17 protein-coding genes are annotated in these 14131 nt (G+C 59.1%); 11 read left to right on the top strand and 6 right to left on the bottom strand.

Annotated features, from left to right (window positions below; all coding sequences use genetic code 11):
• Nucleotides 1-102: 102 nt before the first annotated feature.
• From VSP_RS42755 to VSP_RS29230, 4 genes are read right to left on the bottom strand one after another with little or no spacing between them, the layout of a single operon-like run.
• Nucleotides 103-402, bottom strand: coding sequence for a hypothetical protein (locus VSP_RS42755; RefSeq protein ID WP_156345209.1), 300 nt, complete (start codon nt 400-402; stop codon nt 103-105).
• Nucleotides 399-1223 (bottom strand): oxidoreductase, encoded by an 825-nt coding sequence (locus VSP_RS29240; RefSeq protein ID WP_009965194.1) that lies wholly within the window; start codon nt 1221-1223, stop codon nt 399-401. Before VSP_RS29240 ends, VSP_RS42755 begins: the two co-directional genes overlap by 4 nt.
• On the bottom strand, nt 1220-1690 hold the full coding sequence (locus VSP_RS29235) for a TspO/MBR family protein (RefSeq protein WP_029190859.1): 471 nt from the start codon (nt 1688-1690) through the stop codon (nt 1220-1222). Before VSP_RS29235 ends, VSP_RS29240 begins: the two co-directional genes overlap by 4 nt.
• Nucleotides 1687-3231, bottom strand: a complete 1545-nt coding sequence (locus tag VSP_RS29230) for a cryptochrome/photolyase family protein (protein ID WP_009965192.1) — start codon at nt 3229-3231, stop codon at nt 1687-1689. The genes VSP_RS29235 and VSP_RS29230 overlap by 4 nt, the downstream gene beginning before the upstream one ends.
• Before the next feature lie 388 nt (nt 3232-3619).
• Here VSP_RS29230 and VSP_RS29225 point away from each other — a divergent pair, with 388 nt between their 5' ends.
• The 11 genes from VSP_RS29225 (at nt 3620) to VSP_RS29180 (ending at nt 10785) form a co-directional block, all read left to right on the top strand.
• Nucleotides 3620-4252, top strand: a complete 633-nt coding sequence (locus VSP_RS29225) for a hypothetical protein (RefSeq protein WP_009965191.1) — start codon at nt 3620-3622, stop codon at nt 4250-4252.
• 132 nt (nt 4253-4384) lie between these two features.
• A complete protein-coding gene (locus tag VSP_RS29220; RefSeq protein WP_029190858.1) occupies nt 4385-4885 on the top strand; it encodes a hypothetical protein in 501 nt (166 codons plus the stop codon).
• Nucleotides 4886-5018: 133 nt separating this feature from the next.
• Nucleotides 5019-5537 carry a hypothetical protein gene (locus VSP_RS29215; RefSeq protein ID WP_009965189.1) on the top strand — a complete coding sequence of 173 codons (519 nt, stop codon included), beginning with the start codon at nt 5019-5021 and terminating at the stop codon, nt 5535-5537.
• 31 nt (nt 5538-5568) lie between these two features.
• Nucleotides 5569-5982, top strand: coding sequence for a thiol-disulfide oxidoreductase DCC family protein (locus VSP_RS41585; RefSeq protein WP_009965188.1), 414 nt, complete (start codon nt 5569-5571; stop codon nt 5980-5982).
• A gap of 114 nt (nt 5983-6096) precedes the next feature.
• On the top strand, nt 6097-6507 hold the full coding sequence (locus VSP_RS29210) for a VOC family protein (protein ID WP_009965186.1): 411 nt from the start codon (nt 6097-6099) through the stop codon (nt 6505-6507).
• A 196-nt stretch (nt 6508-6703) separates the two neighbouring features.
• A complete protein-coding gene (locus VSP_RS29205; protein WP_009965185.1) occupies nt 6704-7090 on the top strand; it encodes a hypothetical protein in 387 nt (128 codons plus the stop codon).
• The gene (locus VSP_RS43880) at nt 7032-7514 is read left to right on the top strand and encodes a ribonuclease E inhibitor RraB (RefSeq protein WP_343123272.1); all 483 of its coding nucleotides are present in this window, start codon (nt 7032-7034) and stop codon (nt 7512-7514) included. Before VSP_RS29205 ends, VSP_RS43880 begins: the two co-directional genes overlap by 59 nt.
• Before the next feature lie 173 nt (nt 7515-7687).
• Nucleotides 7688-8035, top strand: coding sequence for a hypothetical protein (locus VSP_RS29195; protein WP_198141255.1), 348 nt, complete (start codon nt 7688-7690; stop codon nt 8033-8035).
• A 694-nt stretch (nt 8036-8729) separates the two neighbouring features.
• Entirely contained in the window at nt 8730-9005 is a 276-nt protein-coding gene (locus tag VSP_RS29190) for a metal/formaldehyde-sensitive transcriptional repressor (protein WP_009965182.1), read from the top strand.
• Between the two features lie 31 nt (nt 9006-9036).
• Nucleotides 9037-10242, top strand: coding sequence for a HoxN/HupN/NixA family nickel/cobalt transporter (locus VSP_RS29185; RefSeq protein ID WP_009965181.1), 1206 nt, complete (start codon nt 9037-9039; stop codon nt 10240-10242).
• 84 nt (nt 10243-10326) lie between these two features.
• Nucleotides 10327-10785 carry a hypothetical protein gene (locus VSP_RS29180; protein ID WP_009965179.1) on the top strand — a complete coding sequence of 153 codons (459 nt, stop codon included), beginning with the start codon at nt 10327-10329 and terminating at the stop codon, nt 10783-10785.
• Between the two features lie 743 nt (nt 10786-11528).
• On the opposite strand, the gene tsaD is transcribed toward VSP_RS29180, so the two are convergent.
• Nucleotides 11529-12575 carry a tRNA (adenosine(37)-N6)-threonylcarbamoyltransferase complex transferase subunit TsaD gene (gene tsaD / locus VSP_RS29175; RefSeq protein WP_009965177.1) on the bottom strand — a complete coding sequence of 349 codons (1047 nt, stop codon included), beginning with the start codon at nt 12573-12575 and terminating at the stop codon, nt 11529-11531.
• Nucleotides 12576-12596: 21 nt separating this feature from the next.
• Nucleotides 12597-14129 carry a S41 family peptidase gene (locus VSP_RS37935; protein WP_081452785.1) on the bottom strand — a complete coding sequence of 511 codons (1533 nt, stop codon included), beginning with the start codon at nt 14127-14129 and terminating at the stop codon, nt 12597-12599.
• Between the last annotated feature and the right edge of the window lie 2 nt (nt 14130-14131).

Genomic DNA, 14131 nt, shown 5'->3' with positions numbered 1-14131 from the left:
TCGCCATTTCGGAGATTCCGAGGCTGCGCTGACTGCTCTCGACGCCTACGCGACTGCTTTCCGAGAGTTCCACTCAACTCCATCTGGCACGCCATTACTGGATCACCTCATTCTGCTTTCCAGCTGCCAGACCAACCAAGGGCGAACAAAACGGATGCAGGCAACGGCTCGAAGGCAATCTGTCGTGTCAGCAACGTCTCGCGCTCGCAAGAAGTGCGACAAGACAGAAGTGCGACAAGACAGGCTATTGCGGAACTGCGCCAGCGAGTAGGGGATATGCGCGAAGACATGCCAATCACCCATAAAGCGCGGAAGAACGACCTTCGGCACCGTTTTGAGCGGCGGACGGGCACGGGAGGCGAGCAGCGAGATCAAGAGGGCGAGGGGAAGGCGTGATTTCATGATGCGGCGGTGAATTCGGTGGGAAGTCCGATGGTTTCCCAGGCGCTGCGTTCCTTTTCGAGGTCGGCGGCGCGGCGGCGGGCTTTGTCATTCGCATACTTCCCCAGCACGAGCCTCAGTGGCGGTGATTCCACGGCGGTGATGGCAAGAATGGCCTTCGCGGCACGCGCGGGGTCGCCGGGCTGCTTACCGTTCATCGACGCGATGAGGCGGCCAAACTTGCCCGAGGTGCCGTCGTAGTCGGCGAGAGGCTGCGAGGCCTTCTCCAGGCTGCGCGTGACGAAGTTCGTGCGAAAGGGGCCGGGCTCCACCAACGTCACGTGGATGCCGAGAGGGGCCAATTCAAGACGCAGACTCTCGCTCATGAACTCCAGCGCGGCCTTTGCACCGCCGTAGATGCCAAAACCGGGGTAGTTCGAGATCGCCGCAGCGGCGCTGATGTTGATTATGTGGCCGCTTTTCTGCGAACGAAGCATCGGTAGCGCGGCACGGATGACGTTCAGAGGGCCGAGGAAGTTCATTTCCACACTCCGGCGGATTTGATCGTCATCGCACTCCTCCACCGCGCCGAGGAGGCCATAGCCCGCGTTGTTCACGAGCACGTCAAAGCTCCCAGCCTCTGCGATGGCCTCGCGGATGTTTGCCGGGTCAGTGACATCGAGAGTAAGCACCCGGCAAGTCTCACATTCGATGCCGGCGATGCTGCGCAAATCACGCGCGGTGGCGATGACCCGATGCCCTGCCGCGAGTGCCGCCTCCGCAATGGATCGGCCGAATCCAGATGAGCAGCCGGTGATGAACCATGTTTTTGCCTCCGTCATGAATTGAGCCTCCAGAGAGTAAAATTGAGCACCGAAGCAAAAGTGACCCACACGAGGTAGGGCACGAGCAAAAGCCCCGCAGGTCGCGAAACCGCCTGAAAGGCCCGTAGTGTGAGAAAAATGGCCATCCACAGGAAACCAATCACGATCAAGGCCGCGCCGGGTTGATGCGCCCCAAAAAACACCGGTGTCCACGCGGCATTGAGGGCCAGTTGAACGAAGTAGAGCCTCAATGCATGTCCTTGGACCGCGCGTTTCCAAACCAGCCACGCCGCGACGGCCATGCCGAGATACAAGAGCGTCCACACCGGACCAAAAATCCACGGCGGAGGATTCCACGACGGCTTGTTTAGCGTCTGATACCACGCCCCCGGAGGCGCGAAAGCTCCCACGGCTGGCGCGAGAAAGGTCAGCGTGATGAAGCCGAGGAGCACGAGGCCTTGTTGTAGAGGTGAACGTGGTTTCATGACTTTGAGCCGCAGGCGGTGCGCACGATCTGCGCCTGCTTCTGAAGCTTCACGCGATCCTCCGTGGAGAGGCGGGCGAGATTCCGCACCTGCAGGCTCATGCGCTGGTTCTGGCGCAGCACCGGCTCGTGCCGGAGCAGGTAGTCCCAATAGAGCGTGGTGAAGGGACAGGCTCGCAGGCCGGTGCTCTGCGCGGGATCGTAGCGGCAGCCGGCGCAGTAGTTGCTCATGCGCTGGATGTATTTGCCGCTGGCAACATAGGGCTTGCTGGCCATCACGCCACCATCGCCATACTGCGACATGCCGAGCGTGTTGGGTAGCTCCACCCACTCCACCGCATCCACATACACGGCAAGATACCACTCGTGGACGCGGCGGGGCTGCACGCCGTAAAGCAGTGCGAAGAGTCCGGTGACCATCAGCCGCTGAATGTGATGCGCATAGCCCAGGCGCAGCGTCTGGCCGATGGCATCGCGAAGGCAATTCATCTCCGTATCGCCGGTCCAGTAAAAGTCCGGCAGCTCGTGCTCGGCGTGCATGGCGTTTCGCTCGATGTAATCAGGCATGAAATGGCAGTAGATGCCGCGCACATACTCCCGCCAGCCGAGAATCTGCCGAATAAAGCCCTCCACCGCCGCAAGGGGCGCCCTGCCCTCGTGATACGCCTTCTCCGCTGCCGCGATCACCTCGCGCGGATCGAGCAGCTTCAGATTCATCGCCGCGCTGAGACGTGAGTGATACAGCCACGGCTCATTCGTCCACATCGCATCCTGGAAGCTGCCAAACTCAGCCAGCCGGTGCTTGATGAAGTCGTCCAAGGCCTTGCGGGCCTGCACCGTCGTCACCGGCCAGTCAAACTCCGCCAGCGCTCCCGGATGCTTCGCGAAGTGCTTCTCTACATCGGCGATCACACCTTTCGTGAGGTCATCTGGCACAAAGCGCATCGGCGGCATGCGCAGACCTGGGCCGCTCTTACCAAATGACTCGCGATTGTCATGATCGAAGTTCCACTGGCCACCGACTGGCTTGCCTTTCTCCATCAGCACGCCGGTGTGCTGCCGCACCTCACGATAGAAAAACTCCATGCGGAGCTGTTTGCGGCCTTCCGCATGCTTTTGAAACATCTCTCGCGTGCAGATGAAATGCCGATCCGTCCTCACCTCAAGCTCCACGCCCGTCTTGGCCGCCACCGACTCGATCTCGCATGCCACGCTCCATTCGCCCGCCTCCACCATGACGAGCTTTTTCGGCCTTAGACGGCGGATCGCCTCACGAAGCTGCTTCGCAAATGTTTCACCACCTGCGCCGCCTAGCTGGCGATAGTCCACCCGCCATCCACGATCTTTCAGCGCATCTCGAAAGTGCCGCATCGCCGCGAGGAAGACCGTGATGCGTGCCTTCGTGCTCCACACCTTCGACGACTCGTGCTTCACCTCCGCCATCCACACCAAGTCGCGCTTCGCATCGAAGCCATCAAATGCCGCCGATCCAGCATCGAGCTGGTCACCGAGGACAAGAATGAGGCGGGAGGTGTTGAGCACTTGCCCCAGTTACGTCCAGTAAGGCGGGAAGGGATGCAGCGGATAAATTCGGATTTCCGCGTTCAACGGCCCAGCAGCCCGTAGAAGCAGCCCGAAGTCCGATCCTGGCCTTTGCCGCATGATCTACGCTTCCATGACGGCACCGTTCAGACTCTTCCCCCTCCTGCTCTTTGCGCTTCAAGAAGGGCTTGGTAGAACGCGAGAAATTCGTTGTTAGTGCACCCCATCTGGCTGGTGGAGTGCGACAGGACAGGCTATTGCGGAAGAAGAGCGTTGACCACCTAACAGAGGCAGAACAAGCCTCTCCATCCAACGGCGGGCAACGTCTCTTTTTGAATTCGGGCTTCCCTCCCCGCCGTGGATGAGCTAGACGTTCGGCTCCAAAACCATGTTTGCACGCAGAAGACTCAAAAAATTGGCACAATGGGCAGAGAAGGAATCCCCAGAGCGCAACATCTTCCCCGCTTTTAAAGGGAATGAGGAATTTTCCTTGATTTGCACTCGCGCCGCTTGCTTAGCTGCCGGCCCGTCATCGAGCTTATCCCCTAAGCTAACAGACAAATGCATCGTTGAGGCAGCACATTTCGTGGCTGCCTCACACTACGCATTGACCTTGGGATCAGACCTGGAGAAGTCGGCATGCCTGACTGGGTTCAATCTAAATTTGACTTACATGCTGGCCCTGATGGCGAAGATTTCCGGCACTAGACTGACAAATGAGGAAATTCATGAAATCAGCAAACTCCGGAGGGCCTTGTATCTGGCGGTGGTTCCTGAAACTCCGGATCTGGATGGGTGGTTATCCAATCGCGTCGATATTTTTACTGGCCTGGTTTTGCAGGCCGAATATGGCGGGGGTTATTGGACGGCTAATCGTGCGCCTGAGTTTCAGAATGCCGGTTTCATTGCGAAATTTCCCTGCCATGCAGAGCTTCGGGCGCGCTTTGGATTGTGGGCAGATCAAATGCTCAGCCCAATCCTCACTGCCACAGGAATTCTATTTGCGCCGCCCCATCAATAATGCCCCAGTGCAACGTAGCCGAACAAGATCATCGCAGCCAACCAGCTATGGCCGGGAATTTACCTTAAATCATTAGCGTCAACACGGCCATAGCTGGTGGCTGGGTTGAACGTTAGACCAAGGCAGACCCTTATGAACGCAAGCACCGAAGCATCCCCAGAACTTTTCCTGGATCGCTTTTGTGGTCGTGAAAGTCACCCGATCACAGAGGCCACCTGGAATCTCTATCACGACGACGCGCTAGGAGTGAATTTGTGCCTTCGCTTGAGGGCTGCGCATGGATTGATGCTTCATGAGGATACCGCATCGCTTCACGCTGAACCGTGGTGGGAGGTCGATGTGTTACGGCCTGATTTGACGATGGCATCATTGGTCCCAGGCGCGAGATTTAGCGTTCCCGTTTGCCATGACGAATCCAGAGGCGGACGCAATTCCAATTTCTATTACTCTGCACACGAAGACACGGACAATAACGTGGTCGAGGTCTTGGAGGTGAACGATGAACGTATTCGCTTTCGCATCACCGGTGAGACAATCGACGTAAACTTCTATGACGACTCCAAACCACGAACGAAGCTTCTCGTTGATGCATGGTTTACCCGTGACCCAAACACCGAGCGTTCAATCGCGTGACTCACCTTCTACCGCCAAGGTCTAACAAAACGGATGCAGGCAAAGGCTCGTATGGAATCTGTCGCGTCATCGACGCATCCCGTCCGCCGTCCCTGATCCAACTCGTTAGCCGTTGCTACGCGCGTCCTATCCTATGAAGCGACTGATTCAATTTCTTATTTTGAGCGTGCTCGTCCTGACAGCACGAGCGCAAGACCTCAACTCAAACGAGGCGCTGGTCAGGCTAGTCGCCAAGCTCGACACTCTCACACGAGTCACCGAACAGCGCATTGAACTTCGGGCCATCTATTCCGATCTATGCGCTCCCGTGGATATTCCAGACCATGCGCGCGTCACTGGCAGACCGGATGTTGCTATCCACGTCTTCATCACTTCGACTTCCGCCGCGGCATTCAAAGATCCGGCGAGCCGCTTTCCGGTCGGCACGGTTGTCATCAAACAGAATTTTCCAACGGTCAACGCCAAGGAGGCGGATTTCTACACCGGCATGCTCAAGCGTGAGGCGGGCTTCAACCCGGCTTGCGGTGATTGGGAGTTCTTCACCATGTCCGGTGATCGGCGTGCTGGCAGTGCGACAAGACAGGCTATTGCGGAACTACGGCTCGAAGGTTATCTGTCGTGTCAACAACGTCTTGAGCTCGCCGTCGTCTGATCCGAGACGTTAGGCGGCAATCGCACGCGCTATGAGCAATTGGCACTTCAAAATTCTGTATGACGGCGAGTGCCCGTTCTGTCTGCGAGAGGTGCGATGGTTGCAGCGTCGGGATCGCCTCGGCTATCTCGCTTTCGAGGATGTTTCCTCACCTAGCTTCGACCCATCGCCCTTTGGCGTGACACGCGAGGAACTATTGGGAGTCATCCACGGCGTCTTCCCAGATGGCCGCCTCGCGCGCAAGGTCGAGGTGTTCCGACAGGCGTATCGCACTGTTGGCTTGGGATGGCTCATCGCACCGACTGGTTGGCCGGTGTTGCGGTGGGTGTTCGATGGCCTGTATTCTTTGTTTGCTCGTTACCGGGTGCGGCTGGGGCGGCTGTTCGGACGTTCGTGCGTTTCCGGCTCATGCGGTGTTTCAGACAGGAGGCGTGATCGCGCATGAGCACACTCGTGGTTCTGCTCTGCGCGGCCGGAGCATTTGCAGGTCGCCGCTAGACAGGCAATTGTACGGTCGGCAACTCAATCCTGCCATGTGGTCTCGCTACGTCCCAATCCCATGAGTGAATTCGATTCCATCTCAGACGAACTGCAGACTGTTTCTGATGCTCAGCGAAGCATCGTCTTCTACGAGCGTTGTCTCGCGCCGCTGGGCATCACCGTCGTGCAACGTCAACCGGAGTTCGGTGCCGCCATCTTCGCTGGCTCATCAGAGTTCCCCTTCCTCTGGGTGTGGCCGGCCGAAGGTGACTACTACGGCACGTCGCTGACACCATCCGTGCATCGTCCCCTTCACCTGGCGTTTGTTGCTCCGAGCCGGCAGGCGGGCGATGAATTTCACGCATTAAGTCTGTTGCATGGCGGCACTGACAACGGCACGCCGGAGGATGAGGGCAATGGATACTATGCCGCCTATGTGCTCGATCCGGATGGCAACAACGTCGAAGCCGGATTCAGAATGAAGGCCTAGGTCAAGGTGAAAGACATGCTGGGCCTCCTTTCACAGTGTGGGAGGGAAGGCATTCAGGACTTTGTGGATTGCTGCCGATACAAAAGGCGGGCAAAATAGGGAGGCATTCCGAACCGTTCAGCGGCTCCCAGTTTGAATTCGGCGTCCTTCGTTCGCGGCCCGGAGGGCAAAACTCTTGCCTCAGAAAGACCTACCCATGACCAACGATGAGCAACCCCGAGACGCCACCGTGCTGGAGAACATCTTCAGCCGCCCTGCGATGTATTGGGGCGACAGCGCCAACCATTTTCACAGTTTTGTCGCTTTCGTCTCCGGCTACCAAATAGCCCGTAGCGATCTGCTGGGGGATGAGGCTCGACGCCAACTCGATCAAATCATCCCTCCGCGATTCCACGAGTTCGTCACAGAGTACTACGGTCATCGCTTTCCGCATGGTGGATATGGATGGACAACTTTCATTGAGGCGAACACGAAGTCGGACCGGGAAGCCCTGGCCCTTTTCATGAAGCTTCGGCGGTTATACGATGATCAACACAAAGGGGAGCAGGGCGATGGTGAACCGCCGGCTGCCCTCCCCGAGTAGAGATGACTCCGCCCGTTTAAACGCCGATCCCTGTTGCGAAATGGTGCTGCTGATAGCTTGTTCAATACTTATGACGACAGGTAAAATAGTGCATGACATACCAGACGATGACAATGGTCGTATTCTGAGACGGCTTTATGATGGCGGCGATTCCCTGTCGAAGCCTCGGTTCATCGAGTTTCAGTTCATTTTCCCTGAACGAGCTCAATCGCTTGAGTTTGCGCGAGCGGTTCCAGAGAAAGAGTACGAGGTCTGTTTGTCCTACTACGAAGAGCGCGATATGTGGGAGGCCGAGGTCAAGATCTATATGATTCCCGACCATGACTGCATTACACGAATTGAATTGGATCTGTCGAATAGAGCGTCCTCACTAGGCGGAAGCCCAGACGGCTGGTGTTGCCTCAGGCTCAAAGACAGGATTTAGGTCTGGTGACGAAGTTGAGTTGGAGAAAACTCAGTCGAAGAATTCTTGCATGACTGGGGGAGACGTGAGCCATTTCATTCCACCACAAATCAACTTGCGGTACTTCGCGTCACGGCAGAGATGTCCCAGGGTTGCCGCATTTCGCTGAAATGCAGCCGGAGCTACTCTTCCCTGTGCCTCCTACGAAATCCCAACCTGACAAAGCGCTGATGAATTTCGAGGAATACGTTTCGATCGTCAAAGATTCGGTATGCGAGACCGGCTACGAGTGCTTTTTGCCGTCGCTCTGTCACTCAGGGGAGGCTGGGGACAAAATGGCCGTCCTCCAGACGGAACTATCAGAAGGGGGAGAGGAAGTCCTCGCGAGAAAATGGGCTGAAGAATTTGCAGGGCCCGGTGAAAGTATTTTTATGGCATACCGTTGCGGTCAAAGGAAAGTTTCCGTCATCGAAATTTTTGGTTTCAATGTCCTACGTAAGACTACGATTGCGGTGGAGCCGTATGCCACAGAAAACGATTGAAGGTCGTTTCGCACTTATTGTCAGCTCGCCTGCCGACTCTGAATGGGGGCGACGTGCAGTGGTCAAAGACTTGGATGGTCACACCGTTGAGTTGCTCACCCCATTGGCCGGACCGTGTGCTGTAACCAGCCCAGCGTGAGTGTTGCGGTGGCGAGTTCGGGGATTGTCGCCTCAGGGGTGCTGCCACGGTTTGTAGAACTCACTTCGGAGTTCTGGTGCAAATGTCCGCGTACCCGGGGTGGCGGCTCGTGCCTCGCCTTACTCCGGGCTGTTTTGTTTGACGCCCTTGGCGTCAGAGTTTCAGTACATGAAAACGGTGATGAGTGTTGGGTGGTCGATCCCTCTGCTCCACCTCGGCGGTAGCACACGTACATCTGCCGCTTATCGAGGGTCCCTTTAGGCTGCACAAGGTGATCTCCTGTCCGTTCCGGCGTCCCTCCGGGACGCGAATTGCGTGTGGGGGCGTAGTCCGGCGGTTGGCACCGTCGGCTACGGTCCATCGTCTCTCCGGGACGGGGGCATTCCCGTGCTCATTGCTTCCAAGTCGGAGAATGTCGTCTGGGTACCGGTGGAGTAGGCCAGTTCGCTGGAAGCTGATTCGCCCCGGTGTTTCGTCGTCGGTGTCCGGGCCTTCCGAGGTCACTGTCTAAAAATCTTGTATACCATACCCCCCTAGGGTATCTATTTCCCCAAGATGGGACACACCACGCAGAACAAGCCGCACCTCCTGGCCCGCATCCGACGCCTTCAGGGGCAGCTCGAAGGGCTCTACCGCTCCATCGACGAGGAGAAGGATTGCAGTGACGTCTTGCACACGCTGGCGGCCTTCCGGGGTGCCATCAACAGCCTGATGCTGGAGGTCCTGGAGGGGCACATCCGCCATCATGTCATGGATGACGCCCATGACGGCCATTCGCCCATCGAGGCGGGTGAGGAGCTCATCGATGTGCTCCGCAAGTACCTGCGCTGATTTCGCTGATTAACCCCTTTCTGATTGTTCCATGAACCCTGAACACATCTCCTGGCTCTACATCCCCACGGCCATTCTTCTGGGCGCGCTTCATGGTCTGGAGCCTGGCCATTCCAAGACGATGATGGCGGCCTTCATCATTGCCATCCGTGGCACCATCGCCCAGGCGGTGCTGCTGGGCGTGTCCGCCGCCATCTCTCACAGCCTGATCATCTGGGCTCTGGCAGCAGGGGCGCTCTACTTCGGCAGTCAGTGGAGTGCGGAGGCGATCGAGCCTTACCTGCAGATCGCCTCGGCAGTGCTGGTGTTGGCCATGGCGGTGTGGATGTTCTTCCGGACCCGGCGGGAGGTGCGTGAGGCGTACGCCCACTCGCATCATCACCATCACCATGGGCACGGGCATGGGCATGGGCATGATCACGGTCACCACCACCACCACCACCATCATCATCATGGGGATCACTCAACTCATGCCCATGCCCATGTGCACGATCATGGCCATGGGGAGGTGAAGTGGATCAACACGGGGCATGGTCGCTATGGCATCGAGATCCATGAGGATGGCGTGCCGCCTGTGTTCCGGATGCGGGTGCCTTCTGGAGCCAGGTTGCCGGCAGCGTCGCAAGTGGCGCTTGCGACCATCCGCGAAGGTGGGGTCAGGGAGTCTTTCGCGTTGCGTCAGCAAGGCGACTGGCTGGAGTCCGAGCAGCACATCCGAGAACCGCACGAGTTCGAGGTGGAAATGAGCCTGTCCCATGGCGATCACAGTCATACGTATCGCGTGGCCTTTCGAGAAGGGGGCGAGGATGAGCCTCCAGCGTCAGACGAGGAGTACCAGGATGCTCATGAGCGCGAACACGCTGATGAGATCCGCCGCCGGTTCGAGGGGCGCACGGTGACCACCCCGCAGATCGCCCTGTTCGGCATCACGGGTGGCTTGATGCCGTGCCCTGCTGCCTTCAGCGTGCTCCTGATCTGCCTGCAGTTGAAGAAATTCACCCTTGGGTTCGCCATGGTGGCAGCCTTCAGCACGGGGCTGGCCCTCACGATGGTGGCCACCGGTGTGCTGGCGGCCTGGAGTCTGAGACATGCGGAGAAGCGATTCAAGGGCTTCGGAGAGCTCATGCGTCGGGCTCCCTATGTCTCTTGTGCCGTGATGGTGGTCATTGCTGGGTTCATGGCCTGGCATGGCTGGGAGGGGTTGCAGAGGCTGGGGAGTGCTGCGGTGGTGCGTTGAGACATGGTTCCAGGTGCAAGATCAACCATTGCTTGTCGGTGATGGCCCGTGTAACTTGGCCTAACACGTCGTCCGCATGATCCCATGAAAACGCTTTGCGTCATCGCCGCCCTGTTCACGCTTGTCAGTTGCGTCAAGGGAGTGAAAGGCCCCGGCTGGGAGGAATTGATCTCCCACAAGGATTGCGACAGAGAATTGAGGGCCGCTCCAGTGATAACGGTTCAGAAAATCGCGCAGAATGACAAGTCTGCGACCGTGGTGCTACAGGTGGAGAACCGGACCGGGATCGACATTGATTATTTTGGCTACAGCAAGTGCCGTCCGCAGCTATTCTTCAGAAAGAAACGCGGTGGAAAATGGGAGGCGACGACTTGGAACTGGTGTGGTACGGGCATGGAGAAGTACGTATTGAAGAATCCAAGGGCTACGACTTTTGAGATTGGCATTACCAAGGGTCCGATTCAGGTGTTTACGATTTTTCGCAATGCCCACGACCCGAAAGAGTTCAGCCTGGTAAAGCTATATGAGAGCAAAAGAGGTTGATGAGAGTGCTGGCGGCGCGCGGGGGCGAGTTTGTGCCTGAACCGTTGTTGGGGACGCGCGTGCATTACAGTCATCGTGGGTCTCGGAGGGCCGGTCCGGCGTCCCTCCGGGACGCAATGGGTTTTGGGGTGCGGGATCCGGTGGTTCCCGGCCTGATTACAGGCCTTCACCACCGGCTAATGTCCGACGTCCCTCCGGGACGTGTTGTGAAGGGGGGCGACAGTGATTGGAGCTGGCTTGAGCGGCATGCGGGAGTTGATGCGGAGAGGGGAGGGCACCTTCAAAGATTCTCGGAGGCGTCGCCATTCGAGTCGTAAGTGACATGGGCTTCCAGCCTGTGAGTGATACCGGCGTCCCGCCGGTTCAGTCGTGGTGCGGCCTCTTGGTGGTACAAGGAAACGAGCTGTTGCGAGGAGGGCCGGGGGTGGCTGCGAGACCGAGCTCAGGCCGAGAAGCGGCGTTGGCGGTCAAGCGATCCGCTTCACATCGGCGATTGTGCAAGCACAAACACCGCTCCTTGGGCCGTGATGGCATGAGGGCGCGGCAGGGCACATGGGGCGGGGTCAATCCACGTGACTTGATTGCAGGCTCATGATTGACGACGTCATGGGACGCTTGGTGCGAACCAGAACAAGAATGTCCCTCGCTCCTTTTGCTGAGTGCTGTGTGGAGTGCTCTATCTCGTGCGTCAGCTCAGGTCTTGTGTCTGGCGTCTTCCAGTCTTCTGTCTCCCGCGCAGCGGGTCAGCCCACCAAACTCAAGTTCGGATCGACATCGATCTCCAACGGGCTCTGATAGCCTGTCAGGTGACGGTGCACGGCGGCGAAGCCGATCATGGCGGCGTTGTCGGTGCTGTAGGTGGGTGGGGTGAGGCGGAGCTCGATGCCGGCCTTGGCGCAGCGTTCCGTGAAGCGTTCGCGGAGCCGGTGATTGCAGCTCACACCGCCACTTACGCCGATGATGCGCTGGCCATGCTGACGGGCGGCGTTCACGGTCTTCTTCACCAGCACCTCGATGACGGCTTCCTGGAAGGAGGCGCAGACATCGTTCATGGTGCCTTCATCCGTCAGGTCAATCTTGGGCAGGAGATAGAGCACGGCGGTCTTCAGCCCGCTGAAGCTGAACTCGTAGTTTCCTGCTTCCAGCATGCTGCGGGGGAATTCGTAGGCATCCCTCCGCCCGTGGCGGGCGCGGCGGTCAATCTCCGGGCCGCCGGGGTAGGGCAGGCCGATCATCTTGGCCACCTTGTCAAAGGCCTCGCCAGCGGCGTCGTCGCGCGTGCGCCCCACCAGATCATACTGCCCCACTCCGCGCACGTTCATGAGCATGGTGTGACCACCGCTCACGATCAACGCCAGGTGGGGAGGGATGGGTGCTGCTGTGTCTCCTGTGGCTTCACCCGGCTTCGTCATGAAGGGGGAGAGCAGGTGTCCCTCCAGATGATTGATGGCGAGGAACGGCTTCTTCCCTGCAAGCGCAAGGGCCTTGGCCATGGTGCTGCCAATAAGGAGCGAGCTCACAAGGCCCGGTCCGCTGGTGGCGGCAAAGGCGGTGATCTCCGGCAGGGCCACGCCAGCACTCTGCATGGCCTGCTCACACACGAGGCGCATGACCTGGATGTGATTGCGTGAAGCCACCTCCGGCACCACGCCGCCATAGGCGCGGTGGATCTCAATCTGGGACGCGACCTCGCTGCTCAGCACTTCGCCAGCCGTGGTGACCACAGACGCGGCGGTCTCGTCACAAGAGGTTTCCAGGGCAAGAAGGCAGGGCGGGCGGGATCCGGACATGAAAGCGGTACAAGGAAACGATCAACGGGCAGCCGGGGTGGCTGGCGCGGGAGTTGGCGCAGGGGTAGGGGAGGGTGCCGGTGGAGTCGTGCCAGACGGCGCGGGGGTAGCCGCCGGAGCAGGGGCTGGCGCAGGAGCCGCAGGAGGCGTTGACGCTGACGCTGGTGCCGGTGTCGGCGATTCCTGAGGCTTGGTGGGGGCCGCCGGAGCTTCGACGGGCGGTTTTGCAGCCGGCTTGGCATCGCCTTTCTTGAACTCCTCATACGTCATCACGCCCTTGAGCACATCCGTGGCGCGCTCCAGCTGGCGGTCATTGAGCTTGGCGAGATCCAGCGACCGCCCTTCCCCCTGGGTGTTGGCGGTGCGCCACTGCATGATCTTCATCTCTTCCTCGCTGGTCAGCGCAGAGACGATGTTGGGCTCCACGCCATTCTCGTGAATGGTGCGATGGCTGGGGGTGTAGTACTTGGCCGTGGTGAGGCGCATGGCGGCACCGTTTTTCATGGGCAGCACGGTCTGCACGGACCCTTTGCCGAAGCTGGTGGTGCCCACCACGATCGCCCGCTTCAAATCCTGGAGGGCTCCGGCCACAAGTTCAGAGCCACTGGCGCTGCCGTGGTTGACGAGGACGCACATGGGGTACTTCCGCTGCGCCTTGCCATTGCGTGGCGGCGTGCGGTAGGGCGGTGGGTTCTGGGTCGCAACACGACCTTCTGTGGTCACCACGACCGTGCCAGAGGGCAGGAACTCGCCGCAGACGCCTACAGCGGAGTCGATCAGGCCGCCCGGGTTGTTGCGGAGGTCCAGAACAAAAGCCTGCATGCCCTCCTTCTCCAGTCGGTCGAGTTCATTGGAGAGATCCTTCACGGTTCCCTGGGTGAACTCGGTGATGCGGGCGTAGCCAATCTTCCACGGAGAAGAAAGGCGGGCGTGGAGCATCATCGCATCGCGCACTGAGCTCTCCTGCAGGGCCTGGCGGACGAGGTTGAAATCCAGAAACTGCTTTGTGCCCGGGCGGCGCACGGTCAGGCGCACCGCGTCTCCGGCCTTGCCCTTCAGATGTTGGACGGCTTCCATGGTGCTCATGTTGTCGGCCAGCACCTCGCCGATGCGGATGATCTGGTCATTGGGCAGGACGCCGGCCTTCGCGGCGGGCCCCTGCTCATCCACCGTGATGATGGTGAGCATGCCTTCACGCAGGGCGATGGTGATGCCCACCCCTTCGCTGGTGTCGCGCTGCTCCTGCTGCATCTCCTCGAAGAGCGACTTCCCCATGTACTCGCAGTGGGGGTCCAGCTTCTTGAGCATGCCGTCCAGGGCACCCTCGATGAGCTGCTCGTAGGACACCTTCTTCTCATCCACATAGTTCTGGCGGATGATTTCCATGGCCCGTGTCAACAGCTCGAACTGGGCGAATGCCGCCTCCTGCGCGGGGGCGGCGGGTTTGGCCGGCTCTTGGGAATGCAGCGGGCCCTGCGTGACCAGGGCCGCGCCGGTGAGCAGCTTGAACCAGACGTTGGAAAAGGGGCGCATGGAGGAGGAAGGCGAAGGCATGG

This window comes from Verrucomicrobium spinosum DSM 4136 = JCM 18804, assembly GCF_000172155.1.
Classification (GTDB): domain Bacteria; phylum Verrucomicrobiota; class Verrucomicrobiia; order Verrucomicrobiales; family Verrucomicrobiaceae; genus Verrucomicrobium; species Verrucomicrobium spinosum.
This window is presented reverse-complemented; position numbering and strand designations above follow the sequence as displayed.

Coding starts and splice junctions, on each gene's coding strand:
- VSP_RS29205 (WP_009965185.1), top strand. CDS start 6,704: ATGACCAACGATGAGCAACCCCGAGACGCCACCGTGCTGGAGAACATC.
- VSP_RS29190 (WP_009965182.1), top strand. CDS start 8,730: ATGGGACACACCACGCAGAACAAGCCGCACCTCCTGGCCCGCATCCGA.
- VSP_RS43880 (WP_343123272.1), top strand. CDS start 7,032: ATGATCAACACAAAGGGGAGCAGGGCGATGGTGAACCGCCGGCTGCCC.
- VSP_RS29240 (WP_009965194.1), bottom strand. CDS start 1,223: ATGACGGAGGCAAAAACATGGTTCATCACCGGCTGCTCATCTGGATTC.
- tsaD (WP_009965177.1), bottom strand. CDS start 12,575: ATGTCCGGATCCCGCCCGCCCTGCCTTCTTGCCCTGGAAACCTCTTGT.
- VSP_RS37935 (WP_081452785.1), bottom strand. CDS start 14,129: ATGCCTTCGCCTTCCTCCTCCATGCGCCCCTTTTCCAACGTCTGGTTC.
- VSP_RS29210 (WP_009965186.1), top strand. CDS start 6,097: ATGAGTGAATTCGATTCCATCTCAGACGAACTGCAGACTGTTTCTGAT.
- VSP_RS29180 (WP_009965179.1), top strand. CDS start 10,327: ATGAAAACGCTTTGCGTCATCGCCGCCCTGTTCACGCTTGTCAGTTGC.
- VSP_RS29215 (WP_009965189.1), top strand. CDS start 5,019: ATGAAGCGACTGATTCAATTTCTTATTTTGAGCGTGCTCGTCCTGACA.
- VSP_RS29185 (WP_009965181.1), top strand. CDS start 9,037: ATGAACCCTGAACACATCTCCTGGCTCTACATCCCCACGGCCATTCTT.
- VSP_RS41585 (WP_009965188.1), top strand. CDS start 5,569: ATGAGCAATTGGCACTTCAAAATTCTGTATGACGGCGAGTGCCCGTTC.
- VSP_RS29235 (WP_029190859.1), bottom strand. CDS start 1,690: ATGAAACCACGTTCACCTCTACAACAAGGCCTCGTGCTCCTCGGCTTC.
- VSP_RS42755 (WP_156345209.1), bottom strand. CDS start 402: ATGAAATCACGCCTTCCCCTCGCCCTCTTGATCTCGCTGCTCGCCTCC.
- VSP_RS29225 (WP_009965191.1), top strand. CDS start 3,620: ATGTTTGCACGCAGAAGACTCAAAAAATTGGCACAATGGGCAGAGAAG.
- VSP_RS29220 (WP_029190858.1), top strand. CDS start 4,385: ATGAACGCAAGCACCGAAGCATCCCCAGAACTTTTCCTGGATCGCTTT.